Raw genomic sequence first — 12,019 nt, 5'->3', positions numbered from 1 at the left:
AGACCCGCCCCGGTGGCGCCCCCACCCCGCCGCTGCTATACGGCGCCTGATTTCCGTCAGGCGCCCCCCGCCCGGCGGCCGCAAGGATTCTGATTCAATGGCGCGACGCCGACAGCTCTTTGAGGGCAAGGCCAAGATCCTGTTCGAGGGACCCGAGCCAGGCACCCTGGTCCAGTACTTCAAGGACGATGCCACCGCCTTCAACGCGCAGAAGAAGGGCATCATCACCGGCAAGGGCGTGCTCAACAACCGCATCAGCGAATACCTGATGACGCGCCTGACCGAGATCGGCATACCCACGCACTTTATCCGCCGCCTGAACATGCGCGAGCAGCTCATCCGCGAGGTGGAGATCATCCCGCTCGAGGTCGTGGTGCGCAATGTCGCCGCCGGGTCCTTCGCGACCCGCCTTGGCATCCAGGAAGGCACCCGTCTGCCGCGTTCGATCATCGAATACTATTACAAGAACGACGCGCTGAACGATCCGATGGTCTGCGAGGAGCACATCACCTGCTTCGGTTGGGCCTCGACCCAGGACCTCGACGACGTGGTGGCGCTGACGCTGCGCGTGAACGACTTCCTGACCGGCCTCTTCCTCGGCGTCGGCATCTCGCTGGTGGATTTCAAGCTGGAATTCGGCCGTCTCTTCGAGAATGAGGAGATGCGCATCGTCCTCGCCGACGAGATCAGCCCGGACAATTGCCGCCTCTGGGACAGCAAGACCGGCGAGAAGATGGACAAGGACCGCTTCCGCCGCGACCTCGGCAAGGTCGAGGAAGGCTATCAGGAAGTGGCCCGCCGCCTCGGCATCCTGCCCGAGGCGGGCGTGCGCGACATGAAGGGGCCGGAGGCGATGCAATGACCTCCGATCGTCGCAGGGCGGAGCCGGAGGCGAGCACCGGAGACGTGAATCGGAGGTCTGAACCATGAAGTTGCTTGTCACCGTGATGCCGAAGAACGGCGTCCTCGACCCCCAGGGCAAAGCCATCGCTCAGGCCCTCGGCACCCTCGGCTTCGGCGGCGTCAACGACGTGCGCGCCGGCAAGGTGATCGAGCTCGACGTCGCCGAGACCGATCCCGCCAAGGCCCGCGCCGCGGCGGAGGAGATGGCCCGCAAGCTGCTGGCCAACACCGTCATCGAGAGCTTCCGCGTGGAGACCGCCTGATCCGATGCCGATGAAGCTCAGCCTGGTGGTCATGGTCGCCCTCACGGTGCTGATCGCCATCGGGCTGCGCTGGCGCGAGGAGCGCGCCGTGCACCTGGGCCATCAGAAGCCGAAGCGCCTCGGCCTCATCGGCGGCATCAAGGCGAAGGCCAACCGCTACATCACCGCCGCAGCCCTCGCCGCCGTCGCGACCATCGCGATCATGGGCGGGCTGCACTGGCTCCGCGTTCTGCAACAGGGATCGATGCCATGAAGGCCGCCATCATCGTCTTCCCCGGCACCAACCGCGAGCGCGACATGAAGATCGCGCTCGAGCGCGCCTCCGGCCATGCGCCGGCGATGCTGTTCCACCGCGAGACCGAGTTGCCGGCGGGCACCGATCTGGTGGTGCTGCCGGGCGGCTTCTCCTATGGCGACTATCTCCGCTGCGGCGCCATGGCCGCGCAGTCGCCGATCATGGCGGCGGTGCGCGCCCATGCCGATCGTGGCGGCCTGGTCCTCGGTGTCTGCAACGGCTTCCAGATCATGATCGAGGCCGGGCTGCTGCCGGGCGGGCTGCTGCGCAACGCGACGCTGCGCTTCCTCTCCATGGATTGCCGCATGCGAGTGGAGCGTGCCGGCACCCCCTTCACCGGCCGCTGGCAGAAGGGTGCGACCTTCCGCGCGCCGATGGCGCATGGCGACGGCAACTACTTCGCCGACGAGGCGACGCTCGACCGGCTGGAGGGCGAGGGCCTGGTCGCCTTCCGCTATGTGGACGATCGCGGCGAGGTGACGCCCGAGGCCAACCGCAACGGCAGCGCCCGGAACATCGCCGGCATCCTCTCCCCCAACCTCCGGATGTGTGGCCTGATGCCGCATCCGGAGGATCTGGTGGACCCGCTGATGGGCGGCGAGGATGGGCTGCCGATGTTCGAGAGCCTTGTGGAGAGCCTGGCCGAGACGGCTTGAGAGCGGCGCTACGGCGCCCTCACCGCCTGCACGCGCCGGTTCAGCGACCGGCCGTCCTCGGTCGCATTGTCCGCGATCGGCTCGTCCTGCCCGCGCCCCAGCGCACTGAGCCGCCCGGCATCGATGCCGGAGGCGACCAGCCATTGCCGCACCGCCTCCGCGCGCCGGTAGGAAAGTGGGATGTTGATCGCCGCCGAGCCGCGGTTGTCGGTATGGCCGATCAGCCCGAGGCGCAGCGCGGGATCGGCGGCCAACGCCTCCCGTAGCTGTGCCAGCACCGCCGCGGCCGAGAGATCGAGATCGGCCGAATTGGTGCGGAAGGTGATGTAGAGCTGCACCTGCCCGGTGCGGCGGAGCGTCTCGGCGACCGGCGCCTGCACCGGGCCGCTGCCCTGCACTGCCGCCTGCCCGCCCATGAAACGGTAGCTCGCGCCGTAGGCGCCGAAGCTCATGCTCTGTACGCCCCGGCGCGTGGTGCCGATATAGCGCGGCTGGCCGGGGAGCATCTGCAGGGACACCGTGCCGCCGGTCAGCGGGATGATGCCGGCATGCACTGCGGCGCGGCAGGTGGCGGAATCCGCCGAATAGGTATCGCTCCCCCAGATCGACCCGCGCAGCGTCGCTTCCCCGGGGCAGAGGCAGGTCAGCGTCTCGTCGCTGCCCGCATAGACGGCCATGTCGTCCGGGCATTGCGTCGGACCGCTGGCGGCCGGCGCCGCGGCCTGGGCCGCGGGCGCGATATTCTCGAAACGGTAGCTCGACCGGTAGGCGCCAAAGCTGATGCTTTCGACGCCGCGCCGCGTGGTCCCGGGATAGCGCGCCTGGCCCGGCAGCATCCGCAAGGTCACGGTGCCGCCCTGCCGGCCGACCGCACCGGCATGCAGCGCTGCCCGGCAGGTCGCGGAATCACCCGAATAGGTGTCGGTGCCCCAGACCGAACCGCGCGCCACCTGCTCCGCCGGGCAGACACAGGTCAGCACCTCGTCGCTGCCGTCATAGGAGGTCATGTCGTCCGGGCACTGCGTCGGGGCCGCGGCCACGGCAGGGGGTACGGATGGTGACGCGGCGGTCCCTGGCGCGGCAGCCGGCGCGACATTCTCGAAGCGGTAGCTCGACCGGTAGGCGCCGAAGCTGATGCTCTCCACGCCGCGCCGTGTGGTCCCGGGATAGCGGGCCTGGCCCGGCAGCATCCGCAAGGTCACCGTGCCGCCCTGCCGGCCGACCGCGCCGGCATGCAGCGCTGCCCGGCAGGTCGCGGAATCACCCGAATAGGTGTCGGTGCCCCAGACCGAACCGCGCGCCACCTGCTCCGCCGGGCAGATGCAGGTCAGCACCTCGTCGCTGCCGGCATAGGACGTCATGTCGTCCGGGCATTGCGTCGGGGCCGCGGTTGCCGAGGGCGCGGGCTCGGCCGATGCGGCGGGCGGCTTGCCCTGCCCGAAGGCGTCGCCAACCCCGGCCAGCAGCAGCATTGGCAGAAGAATCGCGAGGCCCCTGAAACCCGGCATCGTCCACCTCCATGACCGGTCGCCAGCATCGCCGATGGCCGCCGCAGTCGTCGATCCGAAACTGCAACGCTTTGGCTTCCGCCCGAGCACGTCACCGTGTATCCGAGAGGTGGACGCTCGTCCCACCTCTGGGGATGAGGTCGCAGCAAGCTGCGATGAACGCCATGCGCCTCCGCTCTGCGGGCCGTGACGAAGGCCCCCCTGGACATTCGGCGCGCGCCTGCCGACAACGCGGTTATGTCCGCCCCCGCCCCCCTCGACGCCGCCCGCGCCCAGCAGCTTGCCGCCGAATTCGGCCTGAAGCCGGAGGAGTACGAGCGGGTGCTGGTCATCCTCGGCCGCACCCCCTCCCTCACCGAGCTCGGCGTCTTCAGCGTGATGTGGAGCGAGCACTGCTCCTACAAATCCTCCCGCGTCTGGTTGCGGGAGCTGCCGACCAAGGCGCCCTGGGTGATCCAGGGCCCGGGCGAGAATGCCGGCGTCATCGACATCGGCGAGGGGCTGGCGGCGGTCTTCAAGATGGAGAGCCACAACCACCCGAGCTACATCGAGCCCTATAACGGCGCGGCGACGGGGGTCGGCGGCATCCTGCGCGACGTCTTCACGATGGGCGCGCGGCCAATCGCCAACCTCAACGCGCTCCGCTTCGGCAGCCCCGACGCGCCGCGCATGAAGCAGGTGATCGACGGCGTGGTACGCGGCATCGGCGGCTACGGCAATTGCGTCGGCGTGCCGACGGTGGGCGGCGAGGTGAATTTCCACCCCGCCTACAACGGCAACCCGCTGGTCAATGCGATGACCGTCGGCATCGCCCATTCCGACCGCATCTTCCTCAGCGCCGCCGCCGGCGTCGGCAATCCGGTCGTCTATGTCGGCTCCAAGACCGGCCGCGACGGCATCCACGGCGCCACCATGGCGAGCGCCGAATTCAGCGCCGACAGCGAGGAGAAGCGCCCGACCGTGCAGATCGGCGACCCCTTCGCCGAGAAGCTGCTGATCGAGGCCTGCCTGGAGCTGATGGCGACCGACGCCATCGTCGCCATCCAGGACATGGGCGCGGCCGGCCTCACCAGCAGCGGTGTGGAGATGGCCAGCAAGGGCGGCGTCGGCATCGAGCTGTTCATGGAGCGCGTCCCCCAGCGCGAGGAGGGGATGAGCGCCTACGAGATGATGCTCTCCGAGAGCCAGGAACGCATGCTGATGATCCTGAAGCCCGGGCGGGAGCCCGAGGCCGAGGCGATCTTCCGCAAGTGGGAGCTGGATTTCGCTGTCATCGGCCACCTGACCAATAGCGGCCGGATCGTCATCCGCCACAACGGCGTGGTCGAAGCCGACATCCCGCTGGCGCCGCTGGAATCGGAAGCCCCCCTCTACCGCCGCCCGATCGCGGACACGCCGAGGTCCCCGATCCTCGAGGCCGGCGACATCCCCGATCCGGTCGGCGTGCTGCCGGCGCTGAAGTCGCTGGTCGGCTCGCTCGACCTCTGCTCCCGCCGCTGGATCTGGGACCAGTATGACAGCCTAGTGAACGGTCAGACCGTGCAGCGCCCGGGCGGCGCCGACGCCGCCGTGGTCAAGATCGAGGGCCGCAAACGGGCGCTCGCCATGACCACCGACTGCACGCCCCGCTACTGCTACGCGGACCCCGAGGAGGGCGGCCGCCAGGCGGTGACCGAGGCCTGGCGCAACCTGACCGCGGTCGGCGCCCAACCGCTCGCCATCACCGACAACATGAATTTCGGCAACCCCGAGAAGCCCGAGATCATGGGCCAGTTCGCCGCCGCGGTGCGTGGCATGGCGTCCGCCTGCCATACGCTCGACTTCCCGGTGATCTCCGGCAATGTCTCGCTCTACAACGAGACCGAGGGCCGCGGGATCCTACCCACCCCCGCGATCGGCGGCGTCGGCGTGCTGGAGGATGCGGCCCAGGCGATCGGCCTCGCCTTCGACGCCGGGCTCGACCTCGTGCTGCTCGGCGAGACGCATGGCTGGCTCGGCCAGTCGCTCTGGCTGCGCGAGATCGCGGGGCGGGAGGAAGGGGCGCCGCCGCCGGTCGACCTGGCGGCCGAACGCCGCGCCGGCGATTTCGTCCGCGCCCGCATCCTGGATGGCACCATCACGGCCTGCCACGACGTCTCCGATGGCGGGCTGCTGGTCGCGGTCGCGGAGATGGCGATGGGCAAGGGCGTCGGCGTGGCGCTGGAGCCGGCGCCGGAGACCATCCCGCCGCATGCCTTCTGGTTCGGGGAGGATCAGGGCCGCTACGTCGTGGCCGTGGCCAGCGCCGATGACCTCAAGATCGCCGCCGCGGGTGCCGGGGTGCCGGCCTATCGCCTGGGCCGCACCGGCGGTGGGGCCTTGGCGCTGGACGGTCAAGGTTCCATATCCGTGAACGAGCTGCGGGCGGCGCATGAGGCGACGCTCCCGGCGCTGATGGGGGGTTGAGGCATGGCGATGCAGCCGGCGGAGATCGAAGCGCTGATCAAGGCGGCGATCCCCGACGCCATGGTGACGATCGAGGACCTCGCCGGCGACGGCGACCACTATGCCGCGACCGTCATCTCCGAGAGTTTCCGGGGCATCTCCCGCGTCAAGCAGCACCAGATCGTCTACGCTGCCCTGCAGGGCCGCATGGGGGGCGTGCTGCACGCCCTCGCCCTGCAGACGGCCGCACCGGAATAGGGACACAGCGATGACCGAAGCCGTTCACGCCCGCATCCAGGGCGAAATCGACCAGAGCCCCGTGCTGCTCTTCATGAAGGGCACGCCGGTCTTTCCGCAATGCGGGTTCTCCGCCCGCGTGGTGCAGATCCTTTCCCACATAGGCGTGCCCTTCAAGGGCGTGAACGTGCTGGAGGACATGGAGCTGCGCGAGGGCATCAAGAGCTTCAGCAACTGGCCGACCATCCCGCAGCTCTATGTCGCGGGCGAGTTCGTTGGCGGCTGCGACATCGTCACCGAGATGTTCCAGTCCGGCGAGCTCTCCGCGCTGCTGGCCGAAAAAGGCGTGCCGCACAAGGCCGAGGCCTAAGCCTCGCGGGCTGGCGCCTGCCCTCGAGGCCGGCGCCCCGCAAGCCGGCTGAGAAAGAAGAAAGGCCCGGGACCATCGGTCCCGGGCCTTTCGATATCGCGTCAGGGCAGCCGGATCAGCGCGAGTAGAACTCGACGACCAGGTTCGGCTCCATCTGCACGGGGTAGGGCACATCCGAGAGCTTGGGCGCGCGCAGGAAGCGGCCCTTCATGGCACGGTGGTCGATCTCGATGTACTCCGGCACCTCGCGCTCGCCGCTCTGGGCGGCGTCGAGGACGGCGACGAGCTGCTTCGAGCTCTCCTTCACCTCGATCACATCATTGTCCTTCACGATGTAGGACGGGATGTTGAGGCGCTTGCCGTTCACCGTGACATGGCCGTGGTTCACGAACTGGCGGGCCGCGAAGGGGGTCACCGCCAGCTTCATGCGGTAGACCACGGCGTCCAGGCGGCGCTCCAGCAGCTCGATCAGGTTCTCGGAGGTGTCGCCCTTGCGGCGCACGGCCTCCTCGTAATACTTGCGGAATGCCTTCTCGCCGATGTTGCCGTAGTAGCCCTTCAGCTTCTGCTTCGCCATGAGCTGGATGCCGAAGTCGGTCGGCTTGTTCTTGCGGCGCTGGCCATGCTGGCCCGGCCCGTAGTCCCGCTTGTTGACGGGGCTCTTCGCCCGGCCCCAGAGGTTCACCCCAAGGCGGCGGTTGATCTTGTACTTGCTTTCGGCGCGCTTCGTCATGCGCGTGTCCTTCGTCGTCGTCGCGCGGACCCCTTGCCAGGGCCTCGTCGCTCTGTTGTCCCGGTAGTCCTGGGTCCCGGACGGACCCTGGCGGGCGCAGGCCGCGAGGGCATGCGCATGCGCGATGCCCCGGCCCGTCCACGTTCCCGGGAAGAGGCGCGGCTATAGGGGCGCCTCCGGGGCTTGTCAAACCATGGGCCGGGCCCCTACTCCGGCGCCATGGTGACGCGCGAAGAAATCCTGGTCCTCGGCCTGACCGCGGGGGTCATGGGCAGCCTCGTGGGTGGGCTGATGCTCGGGGTCGGGCTCGGGCTCGCCGTGCAGGGCGCGCATATTGGCTGGCTGCTGGTGCTGCCAGCGGCACCGCTTTCCGGCATCATCGGCTATCTGCTCGCGCGCCGGCTGGCGCGGCGCGTGGACAGCGGCCTGCGCTGAACGATTGCGATCACTTCCTGGACTCTTTCAGCGAATTTCATCAGCCACGGCTTCACTACCGGCCACGCAACGTTCTAGGTTTTGTCAGCAAGAACCGTTCGGGAGCTCCGTCGATGCGCCTCACCGCTCTCTGCTTCGTCACCGCCCTCGCGGCGCTGCCGTTGAGCCAGGCCAACGCCTATGGCGTCAGCCAGATCCATTTTTCGATCGGCCGCAACAGTCCGATGCCGGACTGCCACCAGCGGGCGCGCGAGGTCTTCGAGCGCGCCGGGCTGCGCGTGCTGGGGACCGGCAATGCCAGCGTCGGCGCCGAGCCGCAGGACGGCACGACGCTCGCGACCATCTACTGCGTCCCGTCCGCGGGCGTCGTGGTGGCGACCGTCGCCGGCGACAATACCCAGGCGACCGCCCCGGTGCTGGAGCGCATCCGTGAGGCCTGGTCGGGCAGCGGCGGCGCCCAGACCGGCGGCGGCCAGCCGGGCGGCGGCCAGCCCGGCGGCGGGCTCGGCGGCCCGCGCATCACGAAGTAAGCGGGCACCGCTGGACGGATGCGGGCCGGCAACGGCCCGTGTCAGGCGGGATCGCCGCTCGCGAGATACCAGTCAAGCAGGTCGCGGCCCTGCCGGAACACCACCCCCGGCAGGGCCGCGAGGCTGTCCAGCATCGCCTCGAAGGCGGCAATCCGGTGCGGCACCGCGGAGATATAGGGGTGCACCGCGATCCCCATCACCCGCGCCCCGCTGGTCTCCGCTTCCGCCAGCAACCGGGCCGCGGCGAGCATGGCGCGGCGGCCGAGCTCCTCCTCCGCATGGTGCTGGATCATGACCACCGGGATGTCGTTCAGCTCGACCGGATAGGGCAGTGCTACCAGCGGCCCATGCGCCGTCGCAATGCGCGACGGGCGATCATCGACCGGGAAATCGCCGAGATAGCGGATGCCGGCTTCGGCCAGCAGGTCCGGCGTCTCCAGCGTCTCCGTGAGGCCTGGGCCGAGCCAGCCCAGCACCGGCGCCTGGGTGAAGGCGGCGATCGTCTCCACGCTGCGGAAGATCATCGCCCGCTGATCCTCGATGCGATGCGTCGGCACCTGATGGAAGCCATGGCCCATGAAGTCCCATCCGGCATCGCGCGCGGCCGCGGCGACGCGGGGATATTCCAGGCAGACCGAGGCGTTGCAGGAGAGGGTCGGCCGGATGCCGCGTCTGGCGAAGGCATCGGCGAAGCGCCAGAAGCCGACCCGCATCCCGTATTCATGCCAGGCCCAGTTCGGCACGTCCGGCAACAGGGCGGCGCCGGTCGGCGGTGACAGCACCTGGCGCGGCATCGGATTGTCGATCAGCCAGTGCTCGACATTCACCACGGGCCAGATGGCGAGCTTCGCGCCGCCGGGCAGCGTCAGTGCCGGGCGGTCGATCGCGGCGGTGTAAGCCAGGCGCTGCTCGGGGCGCTGCGGCATGGTGGGCTCCCTATAGATCTGCGCGCCGCGCGATCACCGCGACCGGGCCGCCACCATCCGGCCCCTGGTGCTCGGCGCCGCCGGAGACGAAGAGCGCGGTGCGGCCGGTGGCCGCAGCGATGACGCCGCCGACCAGGGCGCGGGCATGGCGCGTGGCGTTGATGTCGCTGTCCTCGTTCATGATGTGCCGCGCGCCGCGGATGCGGCCATCCGAGGATGGCTCCGCCTTGGCCAGAACGGCCACCAGGCGCGCCTGCTCGGCGTCCGGCAATTGCCCGCCGCCGGCATCCAGACCGGCGGCGCGCAGCGCGCGCTGCACCGCGGGCAGGTCGATGGCATCCGCCATCACGTCATGGGCGATGACGAGGTCGCCCGCCCAGTCCGGGCTCATGCCGAACAGGATGATCTCGTTGCGCATCAGCTCGACACCGGCCGAGGTGCCGGCGCGCCCGGAATAGAGCGCCGTGTCGCTGCCGATCGCCGCATCGGCCAGGGCGTCGCGCGCGACCTCCCCCAGCGCCAGCGCGACGCCGAGCGCCGAGGCGCCGCGCGACAGGCCCATCGAGGCATAGGTGTCGTGGGTCGCGACGGTGGCACCGCGGGATGCGGCCTCCGCGATGCGCTCCGTGGTCAGCAGCGGGCATTTGATCTGGACGTAGTGGATCTCCGCCATGCCGGAAGCGGCGGCCCGGATGGCCTCGGCAGTGGCTTCCACCTGCGCCATGCGGCCGATCTCCTCCGGCGCGAAATCGCGGGTGAAGGCGGTGGCGATGGCGAGTGCACCGGCGGGATTCGCCGCAGCATCGGTGCGGCCGACGCTGAAGACCAGGAAATGCGGCGACAGCCCGCCCTCGGTGCCGCCGGACATCACCATCGCGACGCGGTGCGCAACCTCGGCCGGCGCGGTGCCGAGTCGCACCGCGAGCATCTGGGTCAGCGACTGCACCGCGAAGGCCCGGGTGAAGTCGTTGACGCAGCCATTGCCCTCGGTCTTGCCGAGGATGGCGACGACATCGCGCGGGTCCGGCACGCCGGCGTCGAACAGCGCCTCAATGGCCGCGACGTCGCCGGGGTGGCGCATCGCGACGCGATGAACGGCCGCGCGGCGGATCATGCCGCCTTCGGCGCGTGATGGCTGTGCAGCCGGGCACTCAGGACGCGGCGCACGGCGTTGAATTCGGGGCTCGCGACATCGCGCGGGCGCGGCAGCTCCACCTCATGGGTGCTGGCGATGCGGCCGGGGCCTGGCTCCATCACCACGACCCGATTGGAGAGGAAGATCGCCTCCTCGATCGAATGGGTGACGAAGAGCACCGTCAGGCCCGTGCGTTGCCAGATCTCCAGCAGCTCGTCCTGCAGGCGTTCGCGCGTCATGGCATCGAGCGCGCCGAAGGGCTCGTCCATCAGCACCATCTCGGCGTCATTCGCCAGCACCCGCGCGATCGCGACACGCTGCTTCATGCCGCCCGAGAGCTGGTGCGGCCAGACATCGGCGAAGCGCGTCAGCCCGACCATCTCCACGAAGCGGTCGACGGTCTCCCGCACCTCCGCCTTGGGGCGCCCGCGGGAGGCCGGGCCGAAGCCGATATTCTGGCGCACGGTGAGCCAGGGAAACAGGCCGTAATCCTGGAACACCATGCCGCGGTCGGGCGCCGGGCCCAGGACCGGCTTGCCCCACATCAGCGCCTCCCCCGATGTCGGCTGCTCGAAGCCGGCGACGATGCGGAGCAGGGTCGACTTGCCGCAGCCGGAAGCGCCGATCAAGCAGATGAACTCGCCCTTGCGCACGGTCAGGTTCGCGTCGCGCAGCGCGTCGATGCTCTGGCCCTGCAGCACGAAGCGCTTGGAGACGTTCTTCACCTCGAGGATGGGAATTTCAACCATGATGCTGCGGGCTCCAGCGAAGCAGGCGGTTCATCAGGGCGAGAACGATGCGATCGGAGATGAAGCCGGCGATACCGATCACGATCATGCCGCAGATGACGAGCTCGGTGCGCGACAAGGTCCGCGCATCCATGATGACGGCGCCGAGGCCCTGCGGCACGCCGGTCATCTCGCCGACCACGATAACGAACCAGGCGAGCCCGAGGCCGAGGCGGAGCCCGGTGAAGATGGATGGCAGGGAGGCCGGCAGCACCACCTTGAAGAACTGCGCATTGCCCCGGCAGCCGAGCATCGACGCCGCTTCGAACAGCCGCGTCTCGACGCTGCGAACGCCAAAGATGGTGTTGAGCAGGATCGGGTAGAAGGCCCCGAGGAAGACCAGGAAGAAAGCCGAGCGCGGCCCGAGCCCGAAGAGGATCATCGAGAGCGGCAGCCAGGCAGTGACCGGGATGGGCCGCATGAGCTGCAGGAAAGGGTCGAGCAGGTCGCGGATCAGCGGCACCCGCCCGATCAGGATGCCGAGCGGCACAGCGCAGAGCGCGGCCAGCGCGAAGCCGCCATAGACTCGGGTCGCGGAGGCGACGAGGTGGATGAGCAAGGTGCCGGAGAAGGCATCGTCCCAGATGCCGCCCCAGGCGAAGTCCACCATGTATTCCGCGACGTCATAGGGCGAGGGGATGAGCTGGGTCATCCCCCCGGCCACCGCCAGATGCCAGAACAGCAGCAGCAGCAACGGCACGATCAGCGCGAGGCCAACCGTCCCCGCGCTGTCGAGCAAACGCCTGAAGGGCGGCACGCGCCGTGCCGCGGGCACGGGTTCGGCGACGGCTTGCGACATGGCGGCCCCCTCTCCTT

The 12,019-nt window shown here is 69.4% G+C and carries 15 protein-coding genes; 9 read left to right on the top strand and 6 right to left on the bottom strand.

Annotated features, from left to right (window positions below):
• Positions 1 to 97 precede the first annotated feature (97 nt).
• The 4 genes from purC to purQ all read left to right on the top strand — a co-directional run bounded on the left by purC (position 98) and on the right by purQ (position 2,117).
• On the top strand, positions 98 to 862 hold the full coding sequence (gene purC / locus GXW71_RS08005; protein ID WP_211851894.1) for a phosphoribosylaminoimidazolesuccinocarboxamide synthase: 765 nt from the start codon (positions 98 to 100) through the stop codon (positions 860 to 862).
• Between the two features lie 64 nt (positions 863 to 926).
• Positions 927 to 1,166, top strand: coding sequence for a phosphoribosylformylglycinamidine synthase subunit PurS (gene purS, locus GXW71_RS08000; RefSeq protein WP_211851893.1), 240 nt, complete (start codon positions 927 to 929; stop codon positions 1,164 to 1,166).
• 4 nt (positions 1,167 to 1,170) lie between these two features.
• Positions 1,171 to 1,419, top strand: a complete 249-nt coding sequence (locus GXW71_RS07995; protein ID WP_246526382.1) for a hypothetical protein — start codon at positions 1,171 to 1,173, stop codon at positions 1,417 to 1,419.
• The gene (purQ, locus tag GXW71_RS07990) at positions 1,416 to 2,117 is read left to right on the top strand and encodes a phosphoribosylformylglycinamidine synthase subunit PurQ (RefSeq protein ID WP_211851892.1); all 702 of its coding nucleotides are present in this window, start codon (positions 1,416 to 1,418) and stop codon (positions 2,115 to 2,117) included. The genes GXW71_RS07995 and purQ overlap by 4 nt, the downstream gene beginning before the upstream one ends.
• A gap of 8 nt (positions 2,118 to 2,125) precedes the next feature.
• Here the strand turns inward: purQ and GXW71_RS07985 are convergent, their stop codons facing one another.
• The gene (locus GXW71_RS07985) at positions 2,126 to 3,625 is read right to left on the bottom strand and encodes an LCCL domain-containing protein (protein WP_211851891.1); all 1,500 of its coding nucleotides are present in this window, start codon (positions 3,623 to 3,625) and stop codon (positions 2,126 to 2,128) included.
• 237 nt (positions 3,626 to 3,862) lie between these two features.
• On the opposite strand from GXW71_RS07985, the gene purL reads away from it, so the two are divergent.
• From purL to grxD, 3 genes are read left to right on the top strand one after another with little or no spacing between them, the layout of a single operon-like run.
• The gene (purL, locus tag GXW71_RS07980; protein WP_211851890.1) at positions 3,863 to 6,070 is read left to right on the top strand and encodes a phosphoribosylformylglycinamidine synthase subunit PurL; all 2,208 of its coding nucleotides are present in this window, start codon (positions 3,863 to 3,865) and stop codon (positions 6,068 to 6,070) included.
• A 3-nt stretch (positions 6,071 to 6,073) separates the two neighbouring features.
• Complete coding sequence (locus GXW71_RS07975; RefSeq protein ID WP_211851889.1) at positions 6,074 to 6,307, top strand: BolA family protein; 234 nt, start codon at positions 6,074 to 6,076, stop codon at positions 6,305 to 6,307.
• 10 nt (positions 6,308 to 6,317) lie between these two features.
• Positions 6,318 to 6,656, top strand: coding sequence for a Grx4 family monothiol glutaredoxin (grxD, locus tag GXW71_RS07970; protein ID WP_211851888.1), 339 nt, complete (start codon positions 6,318 to 6,320; stop codon positions 6,654 to 6,656).
• 115 nt (positions 6,657 to 6,771) lie between these two features.
• On the opposite strand, the gene rpsD is transcribed toward grxD, so the two are convergent.
• A complete protein-coding gene (gene rpsD, locus GXW71_RS07965; RefSeq protein ID WP_211851887.1) occupies positions 6,772 to 7,389 on the bottom strand; it encodes a 30S ribosomal protein S4 in 618 nt (205 codons plus the stop codon).
• A gap of 183 nt (positions 7,390 to 7,572) precedes the next feature.
• On the opposite strand from rpsD, the gene GXW71_RS07960 reads away from it, so the two are divergent.
• Both GXW71_RS07960 and GXW71_RS07955 read left to right on the top strand, forming a co-directional pair.
• On the top strand, positions 7,573 to 7,824 hold the full coding sequence (locus tag GXW71_RS07960) for a hypothetical protein (RefSeq protein WP_246526381.1): 252 nt from the start codon (positions 7,573 to 7,575) through the stop codon (positions 7,822 to 7,824).
• Between the two features lie 113 nt (positions 7,825 to 7,937).
• The gene (locus GXW71_RS07955; protein ID WP_211851886.1) at positions 7,938 to 8,354 is read left to right on the top strand and encodes a hypothetical protein; all 417 of its coding nucleotides are present in this window, start codon (positions 7,938 to 7,940) and stop codon (positions 8,352 to 8,354) included.
• Positions 8,355 to 8,395: 41 nt separating this feature from the next.
• Here GXW71_RS07955 and GXW71_RS07950 read toward each other — a convergent pair whose 3' ends face one another.
• Genes GXW71_RS07950 through GXW71_RS07935 form a run of 4 tightly spaced genes read right to left on the bottom strand, consistent with a single transcriptional unit; the run spans position 8,396 to position 12,002 of the window.
• Entirely contained in the window at positions 8,396 to 9,280 is an 885-nt protein-coding gene (locus GXW71_RS07950) for a polysaccharide deacetylase family protein (protein WP_211851885.1), read from the bottom strand.
• Between the two features lie 10 nt (positions 9,281 to 9,290).
• The gene (atzD, locus tag GXW71_RS07945; RefSeq protein WP_211851884.1) at positions 9,291 to 10,394 is read right to left on the bottom strand and encodes a cyanuric acid amidohydrolase; all 1,104 of its coding nucleotides are present in this window, start codon (positions 10,392 to 10,394) and stop codon (positions 9,291 to 9,293) included.
• Positions 10,391 to 11,164, bottom strand: a complete 774-nt coding sequence (locus GXW71_RS07940) for an ABC transporter ATP-binding protein (RefSeq protein ID WP_211851883.1) — start codon at positions 11,162 to 11,164, stop codon at positions 10,391 to 10,393. The genes atzD and GXW71_RS07940 overlap by 4 nt, the downstream gene beginning before the upstream one ends.
• Positions 11,157 to 12,002, bottom strand: a complete 846-nt coding sequence (locus GXW71_RS07935) for an ABC transporter permease (protein ID WP_211851882.1) — start codon at positions 12,000 to 12,002, stop codon at positions 11,157 to 11,159. Before GXW71_RS07935 ends, GXW71_RS07940 begins: the two co-directional genes overlap by 8 nt.
• Positions 12,003 to 12,019 lie beyond the last annotated feature (17 nt).

Source organism: Plastoroseomonas hellenica, assembly GCF_018129085.1.
GTDB classification, from domain to species: Bacteria; Pseudomonadota; Alphaproteobacteria; order Acetobacterales; family Acetobacteraceae; genus Plastoroseomonas; species Plastoroseomonas hellenica.
The sequence above is the reverse complement of the archived record's forward strand: the minus strand, read 5'-3'. Positions and strand labels throughout refer to the sequence as shown.

Bases quoted from the DNA above. Each gene is read 5' to 3' on its own strand.
- purS (WP_211851893.1), top strand. From the start codon at position 927: ATGAAGTTGCTTGTCACCGTGATGCCGAAGAACGGCGTCCTCGACCCC.
- purQ (WP_211851892.1), top strand. From the start codon at position 1,416: ATGAAGGCCGCCATCATCGTCTTCCCCGGCACCAACCGCGAGCGCGAC.
- grxD (WP_211851888.1), top strand. From the start codon at position 6,318: ATGACCGAAGCCGTTCACGCCCGCATCCAGGGCGAAATCGACCAGAGC.
- purL (WP_211851890.1), top strand. From the start codon at position 3,863: ATGTCCGCCCCCGCCCCCCTCGACGCCGCCCGCGCCCAGCAGCTTGCC.
- GXW71_RS07975 (WP_211851889.1), top strand. From the start codon at position 6,074: ATGGCGATGCAGCCGGCGGAGATCGAAGCGCTGATCAAGGCGGCGATC.
- GXW71_RS07995 (WP_246526382.1), top strand. From the start codon at position 1,171: ATGCCGATGAAGCTCAGCCTGGTGGTCATGGTCGCCCTCACGGTGCTG.
- atzD (WP_211851884.1), bottom strand. From the start codon at position 10,394: ATGATCCGCCGCGCGGCCGTTCATCGCGTCGCGATGCGCCACCCCGGC.
- GXW71_RS07935 (WP_211851882.1), bottom strand. From the start codon at position 12,002: ATGTCGCAAGCCGTCGCCGAACCCGTGCCCGCGGCACGGCGCGTGCCG.
- purC (WP_211851894.1), top strand. From the start codon at position 98: ATGGCGCGACGCCGACAGCTCTTTGAGGGCAAGGCCAAGATCCTGTTC.
- GXW71_RS07950 (WP_211851885.1), bottom strand. From the start codon at position 9,280: ATGCCGCAGCGCCCCGAGCAGCGCCTGGCTTACACCGCCGCGATCGAC.
- GXW71_RS07985 (WP_211851891.1), bottom strand. From the start codon at position 3,625: ATGCCGGGTTTCAGGGGCCTCGCGATTCTTCTGCCAATGCTGCTGCTG.
- GXW71_RS07955 (WP_211851886.1), top strand. From the start codon at position 7,938: ATGCGCCTCACCGCTCTCTGCTTCGTCACCGCCCTCGCGGCGCTGCCG.
- GXW71_RS07940 (WP_211851883.1), bottom strand. From the start codon at position 11,164: ATGGTTGAAATTCCCATCCTCGAGGTGAAGAACGTCTCCAAGCGCTTC.
- rpsD (WP_211851887.1), bottom strand. From the start codon at position 7,389: ATGACGAAGCGCGCCGAAAGCAAGTACAAGATCAACCGCCGCCTTGGG.